Origin of the sequence: Streptomyces roseoviridis (assembly GCF_039535235.1) — a bacterium.
Classification (GTDB): Bacteria; Actinomycetota; Actinomycetes; order Streptomycetales; family Streptomycetaceae; genus Streptomyces; species Streptomyces roseoviridis.
In genome coordinates this window covers 4,350,411-4,368,540 of the sequence record NZ_BAAAWU010000001.1, presented here as the reverse complement: position 1 = coordinate 4,368,540, position 18,130 = coordinate 4,350,411, and the positions used below count along the sequence as shown (strand labels likewise).

18 protein-coding genes are annotated in these 18,130 nt (G+C 72.0%); 16 read left to right on the top strand and 2 right to left on the bottom strand.

The window, feature by feature from the left end; genetic code table 11:
- Positions 1 to 61 precede the first annotated feature (61 nt).
- Positions 62 to 781 carry a TetR family transcriptional regulator gene (locus tag ABD954_RS19860; RefSeq protein ID WP_345487386.1) on the top strand — a complete coding sequence of 240 codons (720 nt, stop codon included), beginning with the start codon at positions 62 to 64 and terminating at the stop codon, positions 779 to 781.
- A gap of 142 nt (positions 782 to 923) precedes the next feature.
- Here the strand turns inward: ABD954_RS19860 and ABD954_RS19855 are convergent, their stop codons facing one another.
- Positions 924 to 1,550 carry a ScbR family autoregulator-binding transcription factor gene (locus ABD954_RS19855; protein ID WP_345487385.1) on the bottom strand — a complete coding sequence of 209 codons (627 nt, stop codon included), beginning with the start codon at positions 1,548 to 1,550 and terminating at the stop codon, positions 924 to 926.
- Between the two features lie 110 nt (positions 1,551 to 1,660).
- Here ABD954_RS19855 and ABD954_RS19850 point away from each other — a divergent pair, with 110 nt between their 5' ends.
- The 5 genes from ABD954_RS19850 to ABD954_RS19830 all read left to right on the top strand — a co-directional run bounded on the left by ABD954_RS19850 (position 1,661) and on the right by ABD954_RS19830 (position 6,753).
- Positions 1,661 to 2,605, top strand: a complete 945-nt coding sequence (locus tag ABD954_RS19850) for a ScbA/BarX family gamma-butyrolactone biosynthesis protein (protein ID WP_345487384.1) — start codon at positions 1,661 to 1,663, stop codon at positions 2,603 to 2,605.
- A 156-nt stretch (positions 2,606 to 2,761) separates the two neighbouring features.
- Positions 2,762 to 3,430, top strand: coding sequence for a sigma-70 family RNA polymerase sigma factor (locus ABD954_RS19845; RefSeq protein ID WP_345487383.1), 669 nt, complete (start codon positions 2,762 to 2,764; stop codon positions 3,428 to 3,430).
- A 6-nt stretch (positions 3,431 to 3,436) separates the two neighbouring features.
- Positions 3,437 to 4,657, top strand: a complete 1,221-nt coding sequence (locus ABD954_RS19840; RefSeq protein WP_345487382.1) for an MFS transporter — start codon at positions 3,437 to 3,439, stop codon at positions 4,655 to 4,657.
- Between the two features lie 156 nt (positions 4,658 to 4,813).
- A complete protein-coding gene (locus tag ABD954_RS19835) occupies positions 4,814 to 6,076 on the top strand; it encodes an IS701 family transposase (protein WP_345487381.1) in 1,263 nt (420 codons plus the stop codon).
- Positions 6,070 to 6,753: a response regulator transcription factor gene (locus ABD954_RS19830; RefSeq protein ID WP_345487380.1), complete on the top strand. Its 684-nt coding sequence runs from the start codon at positions 6,070 to 6,072 to the stop codon at positions 6,751 to 6,753. Before ABD954_RS19835 ends, ABD954_RS19830 begins: the two co-directional genes overlap by 7 nt.
- A gap of 136 nt (positions 6,754 to 6,889) precedes the next feature.
- Here the strand turns inward: ABD954_RS19830 and ABD954_RS19825 are convergent, their stop codons facing one another.
- Positions 6,890 to 7,642, bottom strand: a complete 753-nt coding sequence (locus tag ABD954_RS19825; protein WP_345487379.1) for a maleate cis-trans isomerase family protein — start codon at positions 7,640 to 7,642, stop codon at positions 6,890 to 6,892.
- Between the two features lie 285 nt (positions 7,643 to 7,927).
- Here ABD954_RS19825 and ABD954_RS19820 point away from each other — a divergent pair, with 285 nt between their 5' ends.
- The 10 genes from ABD954_RS19820 to ABD954_RS19775 all read left to right on the top strand — a co-directional run bounded on the left by ABD954_RS19820 (position 7,928) and on the right by ABD954_RS19775 (position 18,014).
- On the top strand, positions 7,928 to 9,082 hold the full coding sequence (locus ABD954_RS19820) for a LeuA family protein (RefSeq protein WP_345487378.1): 1,155 nt from the start codon (positions 7,928 to 7,930) through the stop codon (positions 9,080 to 9,082).
- 43 nt (positions 9,083 to 9,125) lie between these two features.
- Positions 9,126 to 9,314, top strand: a complete 189-nt coding sequence (locus tag ABD954_RS19815; protein ID WP_345487377.1) for a lysine biosynthesis protein LysW — start codon at positions 9,126 to 9,128, stop codon at positions 9,312 to 9,314.
- A 26-nt stretch (positions 9,315 to 9,340) separates the two neighbouring features.
- Positions 9,341 to 10,192 carry an ATP-grasp domain-containing protein gene (locus tag ABD954_RS19810; RefSeq protein ID WP_345487376.1) on the top strand — a complete coding sequence of 284 codons (852 nt, stop codon included), beginning with the start codon at positions 9,341 to 9,343 and terminating at the stop codon, positions 10,190 to 10,192.
- Positions 10,189 to 11,247 carry an N-acetyl-gamma-glutamyl-phosphate reductase gene (gene argC / locus ABD954_RS19805; protein ID WP_345487375.1) on the top strand — a complete coding sequence of 353 codons (1,059 nt, stop codon included), beginning with the start codon at positions 10,189 to 10,191 and terminating at the stop codon, positions 11,245 to 11,247. Before ABD954_RS19810 ends, argC begins: the two co-directional genes overlap by 4 nt.
- Positions 11,244 to 12,071, top strand: a complete 828-nt coding sequence (locus tag ABD954_RS19800) for an amino acid kinase family protein (protein WP_345487374.1) — start codon at positions 11,244 to 11,246, stop codon at positions 12,069 to 12,071. The genes argC and ABD954_RS19800 overlap by 4 nt, the downstream gene beginning before the upstream one ends.
- A gap of 28 nt (positions 12,072 to 12,099) precedes the next feature.
- Positions 12,100 to 12,663 (top strand): type 1 glutamine amidotransferase, encoded by a 564-nt coding sequence (locus ABD954_RS19795; RefSeq protein WP_345487373.1) that lies wholly within the window; start codon positions 12,100 to 12,102, stop codon positions 12,661 to 12,663.
- A gap of 141 nt (positions 12,664 to 12,804) precedes the next feature.
- Complete coding sequence (locus ABD954_RS19790) at positions 12,805 to 13,941, top strand: Glu/Leu/Phe/Val dehydrogenase dimerization domain-containing protein (protein ID WP_345487372.1); 1,137 nt, start codon at positions 12,805 to 12,807, stop codon at positions 13,939 to 13,941.
- A complete protein-coding gene (locus tag ABD954_RS19785; RefSeq protein WP_345487371.1) occupies positions 13,938 to 15,671 on the top strand; it encodes an AMP-binding protein in 1,734 nt (577 codons plus the stop codon). Before ABD954_RS19790 ends, ABD954_RS19785 begins: the two co-directional genes overlap by 4 nt.
- A 5-nt stretch (positions 15,672 to 15,676) precedes the next feature.
- Complete coding sequence (locus ABD954_RS19780; RefSeq protein ID WP_345487370.1) at positions 15,677 to 16,972, top strand: pyridoxal phosphate-dependent aminotransferase; 1,296 nt, start codon at positions 15,677 to 15,679, stop codon at positions 16,970 to 16,972.
- A 121-nt stretch (positions 16,973 to 17,093) separates the two neighbouring features.
- Complete coding sequence (locus ABD954_RS19775) at positions 17,094 to 18,014, top strand: fumarylacetoacetate (FAA) hydrolase (protein WP_345487369.1); 921 nt, start codon at positions 17,094 to 17,096, stop codon at positions 18,012 to 18,014.
- Positions 18,015 to 18,130 lie beyond the last annotated feature (116 nt).

Here is an 18,130-nt window from a genome sequence, read left to right as displayed (position 1 = left end):
GTTGCCAACCCTCGCGGGGCCCGCCGAGGATGCACTCTCCAGGAGCCCATTCGGAGTCAGCATGGTGAAACAGGAGAGGGCCGTACGCACCCGCGCGGGACTCGTTCGGTCGGCCGCGGTGGAGTTCGACCGCGACGGATACGCGGGCACTTCGCTGTCCCGGATCAGCAAGGCCGCGGGTGTGTCCATCGGGGCGGTCACCTTCCACTTCGCCTCCAAGGCCGAGTTGGCCGAAGCCGTACGGGAGGAAGGGCGCGCGGTCACGCGGGCCGCGCTGAAGCGGGTCACCGCGGAGCGGACCTCGGCGCTGAGCGCGGTGGTCGACTTCACCTTCGAGCTCGCGCGGCTGATGGAGCGTGAGGTGCTGGTGCGGGCGAGCATCCGGCTCGCCCGGGAGCTCCCGGAGAGCACCTCCTGGTCGGGCATCTGGCTGCCGACGGTCCGTGAGCTGCTCGACGAGGCCGACCGGGCGGGCCAGCTCCGGGACGGCGCGCCGCCGGAGGACGTGACGACCCTGGTGGAGTACCTGGCCGGCGGGGCCGAGCGCTCGGTGCGCTGCGGGCTGGGCGCGAAGGGCGGATCGGAGGGCGCCGCCGATCAGCTGAACCGGGTCTGGCGGCTGGCCCTCGCCGGCGTCTCGGCGACGGGCGACGCCGGTGAGGTGTGCGCCGTCCCGGAAGCCCGGCGGGCCGAGGAAGACCGATCGGCCCCGGGGACGACTTCGAACGGCCTGGACGGCTCCGAGCGGCCGAGGAGGGCTGAGCGGCCGGAACGGCGCTGAGCGGCCGGGGAAGGCCGGGGGGGCAGGTGCGCCCGGCCGGCGAGAGCGCCCCGGTGGACGGCGGGGCCGGTCCCCGCCCGCGACCGTCACCGCGTCGACGGCCTCGACCGCCGCGGTCGCGGCGGTCGTCGTCGGGGCACCGTCAGACGGGCAGGCCGCTCTTGCCCGGGTGGATGCGGAGCCGCTCGCGGGCCTCGGGGGTCGCGACGGCCGGCAGCGTGAACCGCCACAGCAGGGAGACGCGCCGCGGAAGGTCCTTCCGCTCGCTCGCGATGTTCGAGTAGAGCTGGGTCCCGGTGTAGGCGCCCACGAGGGTCATGGCGAACTCGGCCTCGTCGACGTCCGGCAGGAGTTCGCCCAGCTCGCGCGCCACCCGCAGGTGCTTCAGGAAGTGGTCCACCCACTCCTGGTAGGCCGTGTCGCTCCGGACCCCGAACTCGCCCTGCTCGACCGCGAGCCGCACACTCGCGCGGAAGAGCACGTTCCGTTGGAGCTCGCGGGCCAGGTGGAACGTGAGGTCGATCAGCGCCTGGAGGCCCTCGGAGCGCTTGGGCGGGTCCACGAAGTCCTGCTGGCTCGCCATGACGGCCATGGCGAGGCCCCGCTTGGACTTGAAGTGGAAGTACATGCCGCCCTGGGTCACCCCGGCCCGGTTCATGATCTTGCTGATGCTGGCTCCGCTGAAGCCGCACTCGTCGAACACCTCGGCGGCCGCGTGGAGGATGCCGTCCCGCGTCTTCACCGCCCGTTCCTGCTTCGGCTCGTCCATGGATCCGCGCTATCCCCTCGACAAAAAAAACGAACGCCCTTATTTTACAGGCAAGCCCGTGCGATCGGTAGATCCCCGCGGGCTCCACATGTGTATGCAGGGGGAGAAGCATGCTCACCAAGGAACGCTCTGAGGTTTTACGTACCCCGCTCACCACCACGGTCCCCCGGGAGTACGTCCACCGGGCGGCACTGTCGGAGGTCTTCCTGACAGGCTGGCACAGGAACGGCCCCGACTCCTTCACCGTCACCGCGCAGTGGCCGCGCGACCACTGTTTCTACGTCTCCGAGCACGGGATGTACGACCCCCTGATGCTGTGCGAGACGGCCCGGCAGACGTTTCCGCTGCTCGCCCACGCCGCGTACGACATGCCCTTCGGCTATCAGCTCAGCTGGCGGGACCTGCGGTACGAGGTCGATCCCTCGGGTCTGCGCATCACGGGCACGCCGGCCGAGATCGAGCTGCGCGTCACGTGCTCCGACGTGCGCTACCGCCGGGCCCTGCCTGCCTCGATCAGGATGCGCATCGAAGTCGTCCGCGACGGCGTGCCGTTCGCCGCGGTCGAGACCGAGTTCGGCTGCCACTCCCCCGAGGTCTACCGCAGGCTGCGGGCGGGCCGCGGTGACGCGGCCGGGATGTTCCTCGGCGCACCCGCGCCGACCTCACCGCTGCCGCCGGGCCTGGCCGGCCGCAGCCGGGACCACGACGTCGTGCTCTCCCCGTCGGGGGAGATCGGGCGCTGGCGCCTGCGGGTGAACACCGCGCACCCGGTGCTCTTCGACCACCCCGTGGACCACGTGCCGGGCATGGTGCTGCTGGAGTCCGTACGGCAGGCGTCCCACGCCCTGAACCCGTCCCGGGGACCGGCGCTGCCGCTCTCCATGGACGTGCGCTTCCACCGGTACGTGGAGTTCGACGCGCCCTGCTGGATCGAGGCCGAGGCACTGCCCGGGGAGTCCGCTCCCGGCCGCCACCGGCTGCGCGTGGACTGCCTCCAGGGCGACGGCGCCGCCTTCTCGGCCGTCGCCGAGGTGGCGGACGCCTCCGCCTTCTGATCCACCCCGGCCCCCGGCCCGCCGCGTCCTCCAGCGCGGCGGGCCGGACGCGTTCGCGGGGCCGACGTCACACCCCTGAAGGGAAGTTGCCAAGGTCGTCGCGGATCCTCCGACCCAAAAAGAAAACCGAACGTTTTCTATGTAATGCTCCCCGCCATGACGGACACCACCCCCGCCCCCGCCCTCGCCCCCGAGACGGACGAGCAGCGGACGGCCCGCTTCGCGCGGGATGCCGTCGGCTACCGTCCGCAGCTGTACGCGCAGGCCATGCGGCTCACCGGGAACCCCGCGGACGCGGAGGACCTGGTGCAGGAGACGTACACCCGGGCCTACCGCGGCTTCCACCAGTTCCGGCCCGGCACCAATCTGCGGGCCTGGCTCCACCGGATCCTCACCAACGTCCACCTGACGGCCTGCCGGAAGCGGCGGGTGGAGCAGATGTACGCGACCGGCGCGGACATCGAGGACCGGCAGCTCGCCCGCGCGGCCTCGCACACGGCCGAGGGCCTGCCCTCGGTGGAGGCCCAGGTGATGGCCCGGGTGCCGGATCCGGTGATCAGCGAGGCACTGCGGTCGATTCCCGGCGACTTCCGCACCGTCGTCTACCTCGCCGATGTCGAGGGGCTGCCGTACGAGGAGATCGCCTCGCTCGTCGGCGTCCCCTGCGGCACCGTCAACTCCCGTCTGCACCGCGGCCGCAGACGACTGCGGTCGCTGCTGGACGGACAGTTCGGCTACCGGGCGGACCGGGCTTCCGCCGTCGGGGCCGAAGCCCACCCCTCACCCCACGACACCCGGACCCGGACGGGCCGAGATGCGAGCTGATATCCCATGACCACATACGCACCCACCGATGTACGGACGAAGGAGGCCGAGCCGCAACGGCTGCCGCTGCTCGCCCTGCTGGCCCTCGCGACGGCGGTCTTCATCACCAGCCTCACCGAGACCCTGCCGGCCGGTCTGCTGCCCGCCATGAGCGCCGACCTCGCCGTCAGCGAGTCCGCGGCGGGGCAGACCGTCACCATCTACGCGATCGGCACCGCGCTGACCGCGATCCCGCTGACCGCGGCCACCGCCGCCTGGCGGCGCAAGCGGCTGCTGCTCACCGCGATGGCCGGCTTCGCGGTCGCCAACACGGTGACGGCGGTCTCCACCTCGTACCTGCTGACCATGGGCGCCCGGTTCGTCGCCGGTGTCGCCGCGGGTCTCGCCTGGGCGCTGCTCGCCGGCTACGCGCGTCGCATGGCGCCGCCGCGTCTCCAGGGCAAGGCGATCGCGATCGCCATGGCGGGCATCCCGGTCGCCCTCTCGCTGGGCGTTCCGGCCGGCACCTTCCTCGGCAAGGCCGTGAGCTGGCAGGTGGCCTTCCTGACCATGACCGGGCTCACGGTGATCCTGCTCGGCTGGATCGCCGCGGCCGTGCCGGACTACCCGGGGCAGAAGCCGGAGGGCAAGGGGGCCCCGATGCTGAGCGCGCTGAAGGTGCCGGGCGTGACGCCCGTGCTCTTCGTGACGCTCGTCCTCGTGCTCGCGCACACCATCCTCTACACCTTCATCTCGATCTTCCTCGAGCAGGTCGGTCTGGGCGACTCGATCGACCTGGTGCTGCTCGTCTTCGGCGCCGCGTCCCTGCTGAGCATCTGGGCGGTCGGCGCCCTGATCAACCGCAGGCTGCGGGTGCTGACGATCGTGAGCGTGCTGCTGATGGCTCTGGCGGCGGCCGCGCTCGCCGTCCTGTCGGGCAACACCGTCGTCATCTACGCGGCGGTGACGCTGTGGGGCCTCGGCTGGGGCGGCGTGCCGACGCTGCTGCAGACGGCGGCGGGCGACGCCGGCGGTGAGGAGGCCGCCGACGCGGCCCAGGCCATGCTCGTGACGCTGTGGAACGTGGCCATGGCCGGCGGCGGGCTGGTCGGCGGGCTGCTGCTCGACCGGTTCGGCTCCGGGTCGTTCCCGTGGAGCGTCCTGATCCTGATCGTGCCGGTGCTGGCCGTGGTGGTCGGGGCGCGCACGCACGGCTTCCCGGCCAAGCGGGCGGGCACGGGCGCGTAACCAGGGGGCAGGCCGCGCCGGGGCCGTCCCAGCTCCGGCGCGGCGTACTCCTGTTCGACTTGGCTAAGTCGCGGAGGCGTCCCCCCTCCCCCTCGCGAAAAATAGAGGATGTTCGTTATTATATTTGGGTCGCATGACGGGGGAGGGGAACGCACCATGGCGGACTACCGCTTGGCCCAGGCAGTCGATCCGGGCCACGACACACGGATCTTTCACTTCGCGGACTCGGTCTTCGCCCACCTGCCCAGGGCGGATCAGCGCCGCTGGGCCCAGCTCTACCTCCAGGGGCTGCTGACCACTCCGGGCCGGAAGTCGATCCGCCGGCTCGCCGCCGCCGTCTCCGCCGCCCCGGCCACCGCCTCCCAGTCGCTGCACCAGTTCATCAGCGCCAGCCCCTGGGACTGGATGCCGGCCCGGCAGGAGCTGATCCGGCTGACGGGGGACCACCTGCCCTTACGGGCGCTGACCATCGGCACCGTCGTCCTGCCCAAGCGGGGCGAGCACACCTGCGGGGTGCACCGGCGCTTCGTCCCCGCCGCCGGGCGCACCATCAGCTGTCAGGTCGGACTCGGGGCCTTCCTCGCCACCGGCGAGGAGGACCTGCCGGTGGACTGGCGGCTGCTGCTGCCCGAGCAGTGGAACGAGGACGCCAAGCTGCGCGAACGCGCCCGGGTCCCCGAATCGGTCCGGCACCGGCCGGTGTGGGAGCACGTCCTGGACCTGGTGGACTCCGTCTCGACGGCCCTGCCCCGCCGGCTGACGGACCGGTTGCCGGTGGTGGCCGACCTGAGCGAGCACCTCGACGCCGGGCGGCTCCTCGCGGGCCTCGAACGGCGCGGACTCGACTTCGTGGTGGCCGTGCCCGGCGCCCTGCCGGTGCTCCCCGCCGACCCGCGCGTCTCGCGGACCGTACCGGGCGCCGCCGCCACCCCCTTCGGCCCGGTCGGAGCCCGGCAGTTCCTCCGGCACCACCACGTCCTGCCGCCGCGCGCGGTGACCCTCGCCGCGCCGGGCGGCCGGGGCCGGCAGCTGCGGGTGGTCTCCGAGCTGGTGCGGCTGCCCGGCTCCTGCCGGACGTACCGGCTCTTCACCGAGTGGCACCCGGCGGAGTCCCGCACCCCCCGGGTGTGGATCACCAGCCTGACCGGGCGGCGGGTGGAGCAGCTGACGACCCTCGCCCAGGCCCAGGCCGGGACCGGCCTGACGGTGTCCCTGCTCGAACGGGACTACGGGCTCCTCGACTTCGAGGGCCGCTCCTTTCCCGGCTGGCACCACCACATGACCCTGGTATCCGCCGCTCACGTCTACGACCGGCTCCTCCACGCGGGCGCTTTCGGCACAAGACCGCCGCAGAATGCCTGCGATTCTCGGGACCGATATTTCTCAGCCAGACCAAAGGAGTTGACAGCCAGATGGTGAATGCACTCGTGGTGGAGGATTCGGAATCGATCGAGTCCACCGTCCAGAATCTGCGACGCCAGGGATACCAAGCGAAAGGAGTGGGCACCGGATCGGGCGCGCTGACGCACCTGCCGCAGGCGGACATCGTGCTGCTCGATCTGGAACTCCCGGATATGGACGGCCTCGAGGTGTGCCGGGCGATAAGAGCTGCCGGCGACACCCCGGTCATCGCCTTCAGCCGTCGCGACACGGAACTGGACCGGGTCCTCGCGCTCCAGGCCGGGGCGGACGACTGCGTGGTGAAGACCTGCGGATCCCGTGAGGTCATCGCCCGGATGGGCGCGGTGCTGCGCCGGGTGAACCCGCAGACCGCCGACGGCCCGCAGTCGATCTCGCTGCGACCGCTGCACATCGACGGGCGGTCACGGGAGGTGCGCCTGAGCGGCCGGCCGGTGGCCATGACGTCGAAGGAATTCGAACTCCTGTACGTTCTGGCCTCCACCCCCGAGCGGGTCGTGTCCCGGAAGGAACTGATGGCGAAGGTATGGGAGACCGACCGCGCGGCATCCAGCCGCACCATCGACACCCACGTCAGCAGCCTCCGGGCCAAGCTCGGCTCCAGCAAGTGGATCGTCACGGTGCGCGGCGTCGGCTACAAGATCGGCACGCCCCAGCGGCACCCCGTCGGGGTCTGAACGGGTACGGCGGCGGCGTCGCCGACGAGGGCGCGGACGGTTCCGGCGACCGGCCGCGCCCTTCTCGTACGCCGGCACCGGGTCGTACGCCCGTACCGGCCCCGGCGACGGGTCGTACGCCCGCACCGGCGCCGCCTCAGGCCGCCACCGCGGCCGCGCGCCGCTCGAGCCGGGCCAGCAGCGGGTGGCCGCCGGCCGGGTCCGCCGGGGCGGCCGCCGTGCGCAGGGCCCACCAGGCACTGACCAGGTTCGAGGTGAGCATCACCCGGTCGCTGTCCCGGCCCAGCTCCGTCAGGGCGGCGAGGGTGCCCATGCCGGTGCCGGTGAACAGCAGCGCGGTGTCCTCGGCGGGGCGGGCCTCGCGGACCCGCTCGAGTATCGCCTCGGTCGTCACCTCGTACGGGTCGAAGCGGCCCGGCCGGGCCGGGACGAGGAGCGCCTCGTCCACCGTCAGCCCGGCCGCGCGCCAGAAGCCGACGGAGGTCTCGGTCAGCCACGGCTCGTACGGGGAGACCAGGGTCAGCCGGTCCACGCCGAGCCACGCGCAGGCGGTCAGGATGGCCTGGGTCGACGAGCACACGGGATGGCCGGCGCGTTCGCCGAGCTCCTCGCAGAAGGCCCGGTCGCCCTCGGGTCCGAGCAGGTAGTGGGAGGCGCTGCAGGCCACGACGGCGGCGTCCAGGCCCATGGTGCCGAAGCCGCCCAGGGTGTCGGGCAGTGCCTCGTTCCACGCCTCCAGCATCTCCAGGAGCCCCTTGCCGGGCGTCACCGGGAAGCGGCTCGTGTACACGTTCATGCGCTCGCCGACCAGCCGGTTGAACTCCGGCTCCGCCGTGGGGTTCTCCGGCGGGACGACGACGCCGAGTCGCGGGGTCGCGCGAAGGTCCATCTTGAATTTCCCGTCTGCTGACACGATTTCCTGTTTCTCCGATTGCTTGCCCCGATGGAATGCCGTGCACACCGGAAAACTTCCCGCCCCGCGCCGCCCGGCTTTCTACTGACGTTTTCCGCAGGCGGGTTCACGTCCGGTTTGCATTCCTTGACAGCCCTCACACGACCTGAGAAAAGTCGAGGAAGCCTGACACGGATCTCCTTGACCCCCGTTCCGCCGGCGGCTGATTCTTGATGTCAGCACCAGCCGCATTCCAACGGCCTCGACCAAGGAGTAAAGGCAATGGCGGAATCACAGAACGGTGGCAGTGTCCCGGAGGTGCTGCCCCACATATCCGACGCGACCCTGCGGGATTCGGCCCATATGGCCGGAGTCGAATTCCGTCCCCAGGACGCCTCGGTCATCGCGGACCTGCTCGTGCGGACCGGCGTGTCCCTCGTCGAGGTCGGCATGGTCTCCGGGCCCTCCTCGAAGGACGCCGACCTGGTCCACGCCACGCACGAGGCGGTGGGCCCCGAGCGCAGCCTCACCCTCGTCGTGGTCCGCGACCGCCGGCAGGTGGAGGAGGCACTCGACGAGGCGCTGCGCCTGGGCGTGCGGAACGTGATGTTCTCCATCCCCACCTCGCAGGAGCACGCCGCCCTCAAGCTCGCCTCGCCGAGCGCCAAGTACCTGATCAACGTGGCGCGCGCCGCGATCGAGGGGGCCAAGGAACGCGGCTTCCACGTCACCTTCAGCGGTGAGGACGGCGCCCGCACCCCCAAGGAGCGGTTGGTCCCGTACGTGGAGGCGGGCTTCGCGGCCGGCGCCGACCGGTTCCGGCTCGCGGAGACCGTCGCCTACCTCTCGCCGTGGCAGATGGAGGAGAAGATCGCGGACCTGACCGCGATCGACGGCTCCGAGATCGAGATCCACTCGCACAACATGCTGGGCATGGCGGTGGCCAACTCCCTGGCCGCGGTCCGGGCCGGCGCCCGGTGGATCTCCACCACCGTCGGCGGCATCGGCGAGCGCGGCGGCAACGCGCCGCTGGCCGAGCTGCTGACCTCGCTGCGGATCATCCACGGCGACACCCGCTTCGACCTCTCCCACCTCACCGAGCTGTCCGAGGTGGCGCTGAAGGGCGCGGGCCTCGGCGAGGCCTTCCAGTCCGGCCCCACCACGCCGCACGCCTTCGCCTACGAACTGCCCGGCCAGCTCACCCACCCCGAGGCGTACGAGACGCTGCCGCCCGAGCTCGTCGGCAACAGCCGCGAGCTGCGCGTGCGCAGCCGCCTCACCACGGCCCTCGTCGACTGGGCGCTGGCCGAGGAGGGCGCGGACCTCGACACCGCCGCCTTCACCGCCTGGCTCACCGAGCGTCAGGAAGCCGCCGGTTCCGAGCTGCTGGACCGCGACGGCATCCGCAAGGCCGCCGTCGACTTCCGGTCGCTCTGAGCCCCCGCCCCATCCCCTTCTCACCCTTCGAATGGAGTCATCCATGTCCACCCCGCTCATCAGCGCCGTCTGCCCCGAGTGCGAGACCGACCTCTCCACCCCGCCGATGGTGCAGGGCGAAACCCTCGTCTGCCCCGAGTGCATGCTCACGCTGCGCGTCGAGAACGTCGAGGCCGACGGCACCCTCTCCCTCGCCATGATCGAAGTGACGCTGCGCGACTGGGGCCAGTGAGCCGCGCACCGGATAGGAGTCCCTCAATGAGCGGCAGCAGTATCGCCATCGTCGCGGACCGGATCGGCTGGGAGGAACGCCGGCTGATCGAGACCGCCCCCGCCTTCGGGCACCGCATCGAGTGGGTCAACGACGAGTCCCTGGCGCTGGGCGCCGAGGACTCCTCCCTCAGCGGATACGACGTGGTCCTCATCCGCAGCCGGAGCTACACGCGCGGCGGCCTCCTGGCCGTCCAGGCCGAGGCGTCCGGGATCAGGACCCTCAACACGGCCCACGCCATCCAGGCCTGCGAGAACAAGCTGGCCCTGCGCACCCTGCTGCGCACGGCCGGCATCCCCGTCGCGGACTACCGGCTCGTCCTGTCCCGCAAGGACTTCGAGAAGACGCTGAAGGAGCTTCCGCTCCCCCTGGTGCTGAAGCCCGTCTTCGGCGGCATGGGCAAGCGGGTCACCCTGATCCGCGACGCCGACACCGCCCAGTCCGTCTACGACTACATCGAGGACCTCGGCCACGGCTTCGAACAGGCCTCCCTGGTCGAGCCGTTCCTCGACGGCGGCAGCTCCGTGCGCTGCTTCGTCGTCGGCCGCGAGCTGATCGCCGCCGCCGAGTTCGCCAGCGCCGGCGAGGACTGGCGCAGCAACGCGGCCCTCGGCAACCGCCACCAGGCCATGGACCACGACCCCGAGGTCCAGAAGATCGTCGACGGGGTGGTGAACGAACTCGGCGAGGGCATCTACGGCATCGACCTGTTCAAGACGGCCGACGGCTACGTCGTCAACGAAGTCAACCACGCCCCGGCGTTCCGGGCGATCACCTCGGCGACCGGCGTGGACATCCCCTCCGCCGTCAGCCGCTACGTGCAGGAGATCCTCGCATGATCCGTGTCGGAATCGTCGGCGCCTCCGGGCTCGCCGGCGGTGAACTGATCCGCCTGATCACCCAGCATCCCGAGCTGGAGCTGACCTTCCTCGGCGGCTCGTCCAACGTCGGCAGGCGCCCCTCGGAGCTCCACCCGGGCCTCCGCCTGGACCTCGGCCTGACCGTCGAGTCCACCGCCGACACCGACCTGTCGGACCGCTGCGACGTCGTCTTCCTGGCCACCCCGGCCCCGGTGTCGGCCGTGCTGGCCGCGCGCCTGGCCGACCAGGTGCCCTGCGTCATCGACCTGAGCGGCGCCTTCCGCATCCGCACCCCGGAGCTGCACGAGCGCTGGTACCCCTCCGTCGAGCGGACGGTCGAGCTGGCCGACCGCTTCGTCTACGGCGTCCCGGAGCTGGTCGGCGACCAGCTCGCCGGCGCCTCGCTGATCTCGCTCCCCGGCTGCTACGCGACCGCCATCACCCTCGGCCTCGCCCCGCTCACGCTCGGGCTGGGCCTGGACCTGAAGACGGTCATGATCGACGGCAAGAGCGGGTCCAGCGGCGGCGGTCTGTCGCTGCGCACCGCGGACCTCCACCCGCTGCGCAACGGCGCCATCGCCCCGTACGCCCCGACCGGGCACCGGCACGCGGCGGAGGTGCGCGACTTCTTCGAGCGGGCCAAGCCCGGCAAGATCGGCTCCCTGTCGATGTCGGCGTACGGCGTCTCGCACGTCCGCGGGCTGCTCGCCAGCTCGTACGTGCTCACCGACGACGAGGTCGACGCCCGCGGGCTCCAGCGCGCCTACCTCCGCTTCTACAAGAACAAGCAGTTCGTCCGGGTCCGCCGCAACACCGAGACCCTGATCCCGGTGCCGGACCCGCAGGCGGTCCTCGGCTCCAACTACTGCGACGTGACCGTCCTGCACGACCCCGAGGGCGGCCGGATCGTGGTCCTGTCGGCCCTCGACAACATGGTCAAGGGCGCGGCCGGGCAGGGCGTCCAGGCGCTGAACCTGCGGTTCGGCCTGGCCGAGGAGACGGGTCTGACGGCTCAGCCGGTGATGCCGGCATGACCGAGACCCTGACCGCGGACACCGCGTACGCCGCGACCGCGTACACCCCCACCGTCGTCAAGCTCGGCGGCAGCTGCCTGGACGACATGTCCGAGAGCTGGTGGGACGACCTGGCCGAGCACGGCCGGGAGAACCCGCTGGTCCTCGTGCACGGCTGGTCCAAGCCGCTGCGCGAGCTCAACCCCCGCTACACGGAGCCGTCCGCGATCCTCCGCGACCGCTACGGAAACCAGTCCCGCTGGACGACGCCCGAGGTGATCGCCGACATCAAGACGGTCAGCGCCGACGTCGGCCGGATCGTCACCGAGCGGCTGACCCGGCGCGGCATCACCGTCGAGCGGGTCATCGGCAGCGACGGCCTGGTCCGGGCCGGCGAGGGCGAGCGCTGGTGGTGGCAGGGCAAGCAGCTCGTCGAGCTGGAGAACCTGGTCGGCCCCATCACCGAGGTGGACCCGGCCCGGCTTTCGGGCCTGCGGCCCGGCCACTGCTACCTCGTCACCCCGCTCGCCCGCAACGCGGCCGGGCAGGAGGTCAACACGGACGCCGACCGGGCCGCGGCCGCCATCGCGGGTGCCTCGGCCGCCGCCTCGCTGACCCTCGTCACCGACGTGGAGCACCTGCTGATCGACGGCGAGCCGGTCCGCCGGATCAGCGCCGAGGCCGCCGCCGACTTCCGCGACCGCGGCGCCACCGGCGGCATGCGCAAGAAGCTGCGGGCGGCCGGCGAGGCCCTGGACCGCGGCGTCCAGCGGGTCGTCATCGGCAGCGCGCCGGTGAGCCGGCTGCTCGCCGAGCAGACCGGAACCGTCATCACGAGCTCGTGATCCCCGACCACCGAGAGGAGCAGAACTCGTGGCGACTTCCCGGGTTCTCGTAGTCAACAACGGAACGCTCTCCCTGCCGCAGCTGCGCAAGCGCTTCGAGGACCTGGGCTCCGAGACCGACGTGGTGAACGCCGCCTCGGTCCCCGCCCGCCTGGACGCCAAATACCAGGCCGTCGTCCTGAGCGGCACGAAGGTCCGCGCCTTCGACGGCGACTTCTACAAGCCGCTGATCGACCTGGTGATGAACGCGAAGGTGCCCGTCTTCGGCATCTGCGGCGGCATGCAGATCATCGCGGTCGCCAACGGCGGGGAGCTCAAGGAGGGCACCCAGCGCGTCGGCGGCTACGAGGTGCAGGTGGACAAGGAGGAGCCGGTCTTCTCCTACGTCAAGCCGACCGTGACGGTCTTCCACCGCCACACCCTCTACCTCCAGGCGGCGCCGGCCGGCTTCCGGTCCATCGGCCGCTCCGAGCACGCCCCCGTCGAGTTCCTGCGCTCCGACGACGGCCGCATCTACGGCGCCCAGGCCCACCTGGAGTTCCGCAGCGACGGCATGGAGATCCTCCGCGGCTTCGCGGAGACGTACCGGTGACCGGCCCGACCGGCTGATCACCACCCCAGACACGTGCCGCGGGGCCGTCCGACGTCCCCCGCGCCCGGCCCCGCGGCACGTCCCCGACATCGCTTCAGTCCAGTCAGAAGCCCTACCGAATCGATTATGAGGTCCTCGGTCATGAGTTCCCTGAACGGCAATCCCCTCACGGACGAACCCCAAGATCCGGCTTTCGTCGTTTCGCTGAACGGCAGCCAGGGATCCCTCAAGGGCTGGGTCGTCGTCGACTCGCTCCACGACGGTCTGGCCATGGGGGGCACCCGGATGACCCCCGGCGTCACGCAGGAGGAGGTGGCCGGCCTCGCCCGGGACATGACGCACAAGTTCACCCTGGCCGGCCTGCCCATCGGCGGCGCCAAGGCCGGAATCGTCTCCGACGGCAGCGACCGCGAGCAGACCTTCCGCACCTTCGGCCGCACCGTCAAGCCGCTGCTGCACGGCGGCATCCACCTCGGCATCGACATGGGCGTCACGCCCGCCGACCGTGCCGTCTTCTTCGACGAGGCCGGGTACGACCCGCGCTACCGGCTCGGCGCCCCCGACATGCCGATCGACTGGCGCACCTACTACGAGCCGCTGATCGACTGCACCGGCCACGGCGTCGGCGTCGCCGCGATCACCGCCCTGGAGGCCCGCGGTCACCAGGGGCCGGCCCGGGTCGTGGTGCAGGGGTTCGGTGCCGTGGGCCGCGCGGTCGCGCACTTCCTGGAGGAGCGCGGGCACGTCGTCGTCGGCGTGGCCGACGTCGAGGGCACCATCAGCGCATCCCGGCTGCCCGTGGCCGACCTCGTCGCGATCACCGACGAGTTCGGCAGGATCGACCGCTCCCGGCTGCCCCAGGACGTCACCGTCTCCCAGGAGCAGGACGCCTGGCTGGACGTGGAGGCCGACCTGCTGATCCTCGCGGCGCAGAAGCACGCGATCAACGCCGAGAACGCGCACCGGGTCCGGGCCGGCCTGGTGGTCGAGGGCGGCAACCTCAGCTCCAGCGGCGAGGCGAAGGAGAAGGTCCGCGCCTCGGGCACCGTCCTCGTCCCCGGTGTGATCGCCAACATCGGCGGGGCCGCCTCGGCCGCCCTGGCCGTCACCCGCGTCGTCCCCTTCGACCTGTCGGCGGACGCCCGCAAGGCATGGGTCTTCGACTGGGTCGGCGACCGGGTGCGCCGCAACACCCGGGACCTCCTGGAGATCGCCGCGGCGCACGCGGGCGACCCCCTGCCCACCCTGCTCACCGCCCGCCGGAAGGACCGTTCGTGACCACCGAGGTCAAGGAAGCGCCCCAGACGCCGGCGCCCCGCGTCGTCGACGGAGTCGTCCTCACCCGGGAGACGATGCCGGTCATCGAGATCACCAGCCCCATGCCCGACGGCCGCGAGGCCCGCGAGGCCCTCTACTACCAGCGCGGCTGGTGGCGCAAGGAGACCTTCCTCGACGACCTGCGCCGCCAGGCCCGGCTGCGTCCGCACAAGCTGGCCGTCGCCGCCCGCCGCATCAAGGAGGCCCGCACCGACACCCTCGACTACATCGAGCTGAAGCAGCTCACCGACCGGTTCGCCGGCGGACTGGTCGAACTGGGCGTCAAGCCGGGTGACTTCGTCGCCGTCCAGCTCCCCAACCGGTGGGAGATGGTGCCGCTGCTGTACGCGTGCCTCCGCGTCGGCGCCGTCATCTGCCCCATCGACCCGACCACGCCCGAGGAGCCGCTGCGCCACCGGCTGTCCCTCACCGAGGCGCGGGTGATCGTGACCATGTCGGACTGGGAGGGCAACCCGCTCGGCGAGACCGCGAACCGGCTGCGGCAGGAACTGCCCGGCCTGGAGCACGTGGTGATCGTCGACGGCACCGCCCCTGAGGGGTGCCTCGACTTCCGCAGCCACTTCATCGACACCGTCTGGGAGGACGTGCACCACGACCTCGCCGGGCGCGAGCGCGGCCCCGACGACCCGTTCGTGGTGCTCTTCACCTCCGGCACCACCGGCGAGTCCAAGGGCGTGCTGCACAGCCAGAACACCGTCCACTCGGCCATCCGCGGCTACGTCGACACCTTCCTCCTCGACGAGCACCTGGTCGCCGCCGTCACCACCCCGCTGGTCCACTACTCGGGCTTCGGCCAGGGCATCCTGGCCAGCGTCATGCTCGGCGGCACCATCGCCTTCCAGGACCGCCGCAAGAACGAGGTGCTGCTCGACCTCGTGCAGAAGTACGGGGCGACGCTCCTCTACGGTCCGCCGCCGACGCTCACCGACATCGCCCAGTCCCAGCGGGTGGAGCCGCGCGACGTGCACACCCTGCGGCACGTCGTCACCGGATCGGCGCAGGTCCTCCAGCCCCTGGTCGACGAGCTCCGCGAGATGCTCGGCGCCCGCACGTACTCGCTGTGGGGCATGTCCGAGAACGGCCCGGTCACCATCACCAAGCTCGACTACAACCAGGACTGGGCCGCGCACAGCAACGGCCGTCCGATCGACGCGATGGAGATCCGGATCGACAAGTGCATCAACCCGACCGAGCGGGCCCCCGTCGGCCGGCTCCGGGTGCGCGGCGCCTCCCAGGCGCTGGGCTACTACAAGCGGGACGCCGAGTACGACGCGCTGATCCTGGACGACGGCTGGTTCGACACCGGCGACGTGGCCCGCGACGACGGCCGCGGCGGCATCCGCATCCTGTGCCGGGCGAGCGACGCCATCAAGCGCGACGGCATGGTCGTCCCGCTGGCCGAGATCGAGTCGACGATCAACCGGCACCCGAAGGTCGTCGAGACCACCCTCGTCGGCCCCACCGGCCGGGTCGAGGACCCGATCCTGGCGGTGGTCGTCCCCTCCGGCGACGAGCACCCGACCCTCGACGAGATCCGCGCCTACCTGCGCGAGACGGAGCTCGACGAGCGGTTCCTGCCGGACCGGCTGGAGGTCGTCGACGCCCTGCCGAAGACCCTCACCGGCAAGGTCCGCAAGAAGGTCCTGCGCGAACTGTTCGGCGAGGCGTGAGCACCATGTCCCAGACCCACCAGGTCACCATGTCGGCGACGCTCGCCGCCGACGAGGCCATCGCCCGCCGCCGCGCGGCCGGCGAGTCCGTGCTCTCCATGGCCAGCGGTGAGATCGGCCTGCCGGTCCACCCCGGCCTGCGGGCCCGGCTCGCCGAGTCCGCGGACCTCGGCTCGTACGGCCCCGTCGCCGGCAGCCCCGAACTGCGCGAGGCCGCCGCCGGCTACTGGGGCCGGCGCGGCCTCGCCACCACCGCCGACCAGGTCGTGTGCGGCCCCGGGAGCAAGCCGATGCTCTTCGCCCTGCTCCTGGCGGTCGGCGGCGACGTCGTCATCCCCATGCCGAGCTGGGTCAGCTACGCGGCGCAGGCCGGTCTCATCGGCGTCCGCCACTTCCCCGTCCCGACCCTGCCGGGTCAGGGCGGGGTGCCCGACCCCGACCGGCTGCGCGAGACGGTCACCGCCGCCCGCGCCGCCGGACACGACCCGCGGTCCGTCATCGTCACCCTGCCGGACAACCCGACCGGGACGATCGCCGCTCCCGAGACCGTGCGACGGCTCGCGGAAACGGCGCGGGAGCTGGACCTCGTCGTCATCTCCGACGAGATCTACTGCGACCTCGTGTACGACCCGGTGGCGACGCCCGCGGTCTCCCCGGCGGTCTTCGCCCCGGAGCGGACCGTCGTCACCACCGGCCTCACCAAGAACCTCGCCATCGGCGGCTGGCGGACCGGCGTGGCCCGGCTGCCGGCCGGTGAGACCGGGCAGCGGCTGCGGGAGCGGCTCGTGGGCGTGGCCAGCCAGATCTGGTCGAGCCCCGCCGCCCCCGTCCAGGCCGCCGCCGCGTACGCCTTCGACGAGCCCGACGAGATCGTGGAGCACATCGCCGCGAGCCGCCGCCTCCACGAGACGGTCGCGCGGGCGATGGCCGAGCGGTTCGCCGCCGCCGGAGCGATCCTGGAGCCGGTCGTGGCCACGTGCTACCTCTACCCGGACTTCGAGCCGCTGCGCGCGCACCTGGCCGAGGTCCACGGGGTGCGCACCGGCGCCGGCCTCGCCCACCTGCTCGTCGAGCGGTACGGCGTGGGGCTGCTGCCCGCGAGCGCCTTCGGCGAGGCGGAGGAGTCGCTGCGGCTGCGGGTGGCGACCAGCCGCCTCTACGGCGACACCGAGGAGCGGTGCCGGGCGGCGCTGCGCGCCGAGGACCCGCTCGCGCTCGACTGGATCCGCGCCTCGCTCGACCGGATCGAGGAGGTCCTGGCGGACCTCACGGCGGGCGCCGCCGTACCGGACGCCGCCTGACCCCCACCGGACCCTTCGTCCAGCGTTTCCCGCTTCCGGGCGCCGGCCCCCCAGCCGGCGCCCGGGACCCCCTTCCCCGGCGGCCCAGCCGCCGCCCCCGGCCTGAGGAGGGCCGACCGACATGTCCATCTCCATCCTGTTCGAAGCCGAGTACAAGGGCGAGCGGTACGCGGGGTTCGAGAAGCCCGAGGCCGGCGAGCCGCTGACGCTCTACCCGGTCGCCGACGGCCAGCTCCAGGCGGAGTTCATCGCCGCCTCCTCCCCCGAGGCCGTCATCGCCTCCGTCACCGGCGAGGGCGGGCAGATCACCGTCGCCGCCGACGACCCCGGCCTGCGCTTCCTGCCGCCGCTGCTCCCCGGCTCCGGGAACGCGCTGCTCAGCGGCTTCATGCGGACCCACAAGTCCAAGTACGAGGACGAGCCCACCGACGAGACCGAGTTCGTCGCCCCCAACTGGTTCTTCAAGGGCTTCGGCTCCTGGATCCGGATGCCCGGAGAGGCCCTCGTCGTCCCGGAGAAGGCCGTCGCCCTGATCGAGGAGCCCGAGGTCGCCCTCGTGTACGTCAACGACGACAACGGCGACCCGCACTACGTCGGTTACACCTTCGGCAACGACCTGTGCGACATCGGCCTGCACCGGCTGAACCCGGGCTGGAACCCGTACTGCAAGCTCAGCGACACCTCCCTGTCGCCCTTCGTCTTCCTCGGCACCCCGCCGACCACGGTCACCGGCCGCGTCACCATCGAGCGCGACGGCGTCTCCGCCTGGGAGGGCAGCTTCGACTGCGGCGAGAGCGCCCTCTACTTCAAGGTCGCGGACATGATGGACAACCTCTTCACCTACCCGGCGATCCGCCGCCCGGGGATGGTCAACTACGTCCTCCTCGGCGCCGACGAGGCCAGCTTCCACGACGGCTTCCGCATCGCCGACGGCGACCGCGTCGTCATCGACGTCAAGAGCCACGGCGTGGGCTTCGCCAACACCATCCAGTTCGGCCGCGACGCCGACCGCACCGCCGGCGCTGCCGGGGCCGCGGCCTAGGCCGTGCGATCCGGGCCCCCTCGCGAGGGGGCCCGTGCCCCGGCCCCGCACAGCCGGTCCCGCACAGCCCGGCCCCGCCCCGACGACCCCGGCCCCCGACGCCGGTGAGGAGGACG

Bases quoted from the DNA above. Each gene is read 5' to 3' on its own strand.
- ABD954_RS19860 (WP_345487386.1), top strand. From the start codon at position 62: ATGGTGAAACAGGAGAGGGCCGTACGCACCCGCGCGGGACTCGTTCGG.
- ABD954_RS19855 (WP_345487385.1), bottom strand. From the start codon at position 1,550: ATGGACGAGCCGAAGCAGGAACGGGCGGTGAAGACGCGGGACGGCATC.
- ABD954_RS19850 (WP_345487384.1), top strand. From the start codon at position 1,661: ATGCTCACCAAGGAACGCTCTGAGGTTTTACGTACCCCGCTCACCACC.
- ABD954_RS19845 (WP_345487383.1), top strand. From the start codon at position 2,762: ATGACGGACACCACCCCCGCCCCCGCCCTCGCCCCCGAGACGGACGAG.
- ABD954_RS19840 (WP_345487382.1), top strand. From the start codon at position 3,437: ATGACCACATACGCACCCACCGATGTACGGACGAAGGAGGCCGAGCCG.
- ABD954_RS19835 (WP_345487381.1), top strand. From the start codon at position 4,814: ATGGCGGACTACCGCTTGGCCCAGGCAGTCGATCCGGGCCACGACACA.
- ABD954_RS19830 (WP_345487380.1), top strand. From the start codon at position 6,070: ATGGTGAATGCACTCGTGGTGGAGGATTCGGAATCGATCGAGTCCACC.
- ABD954_RS19825 (WP_345487379.1), bottom strand. From the start codon at position 7,642: ATGGACCTTCGCGCGACCCCGCGACTCGGCGTCGTCGTCCCGCCGGAG.
- ABD954_RS19820 (WP_345487378.1), top strand. From the start codon at position 7,928: ATGGCGGAATCACAGAACGGTGGCAGTGTCCCGGAGGTGCTGCCCCAC.
- ABD954_RS19815 (WP_345487377.1), top strand. From the start codon at position 9,126: ATGTCCACCCCGCTCATCAGCGCCGTCTGCCCCGAGTGCGAGACCGAC.
- ABD954_RS19810 (WP_345487376.1), top strand. From the start codon at position 9,341: ATGAGCGGCAGCAGTATCGCCATCGTCGCGGACCGGATCGGCTGGGAG.
- argC (WP_345487375.1), top strand. From the start codon at position 10,189: ATGATCCGTGTCGGAATCGTCGGCGCCTCCGGGCTCGCCGGCGGTGAA.
- ABD954_RS19800 (WP_345487374.1), top strand. From the start codon at position 11,244: ATGACCGAGACCCTGACCGCGGACACCGCGTACGCCGCGACCGCGTAC.
- ABD954_RS19790 (WP_345487372.1), top strand. From the start codon at position 12,805: ATGAGTTCCCTGAACGGCAATCCCCTCACGGACGAACCCCAAGATCCG.
- ABD954_RS19780 (WP_345487370.1), top strand. From the start codon at position 15,677: ATGTCCCAGACCCACCAGGTCACCATGTCGGCGACGCTCGCCGCCGAC.
- ABD954_RS19775 (WP_345487369.1), top strand. From the start codon at position 17,094: ATGTCCATCTCCATCCTGTTCGAAGCCGAGTACAAGGGCGAGCGGTAC.